This is a genomic window from Enterobacter cloacae complex sp. 2024EL-00227, assembly GCF_043945315.1.
GTDB lineage: Bacteria > Pseudomonadota > Gammaproteobacteria > Enterobacterales > Enterobacteriaceae > Enterobacter > Enterobacter roggenkampii.
In genome coordinates, this window is sequence record NZ_JBIMQP010000075.1 from 1 (window position 1) to 732 (window position 732).

The following is a 732-nucleotide window of genomic DNA, read 5'->3' on the forward strand; positions in this document are numbered from 1 at the left end:
GAATACTCAGCAAGCGCTGTCCAACCTCATCTTCGTCCAACTTTCGTTTCAACTGAGATTCCAAATCTTTAATCTGCTCAACAAGATAGTGATAATGCTGTTGTAATTTCAGCAATAACTGGCTGAGGTAAAGAGGCAAACTATTATCCTCAAGAATGGTACTCAGTCGGCTAATAACGGCAGCTCCTCGGGGAACGCTAATGCCAAATTCCAGCAGAAAAGCATGCATTTGATTGGTTGTTTTTACCTTATCCTGAACCAGGGATTCACGGACACGATGCAGAGCCCGCATTGCCTGCTGAGATTCCGTTCTGGGCTGCACGAAACGCATAGATGGACGTGATGCTGCTTCACAGATAGCTTCAGCATCAACGAAGTCGTTTTTGTTGCTTTTAACGAATGGGCGGACAAATTGCGGTGATATCAGCTTTGGAAAATGCCCTAACTCTGCCAGCTTGCGTGCCATAAAGTGAGAACCGCCACAGGCTTCCATCGCGATGGTTGTTGCCGGGCATGTCGCCAGAAATTCGATTAGCTTTGGTCGGGTGAATTTTTTACGGTAAACAGCCTTCCCGCGACGATCCTGGCAATGAATATGGAAAGAGTTTTTACCCAGATCGATACCAATGAGCGCAATGTTTTCCATGATAGTTCTCCGAATGAAAGCCTGTCCTCAGCATAGTACCGGGAAGGAGGGAGTGACCATCTCATTAATTATCCCACGCTAAGACT

General features: G+C 46.4%; 1 pseudogene. It reads right to left on the reverse strand.

Features of this window, described 5'->3' with window-relative positions:
• A pseudogene (locus tag ACHH0Z_RS25620) lies at nt 1–646 on the reverse strand (IS110-like element IS4321 family transposase); the annotation flags it as partial.
• Between the last annotated feature and the right edge of the window lie 86 nt (nt 647–732).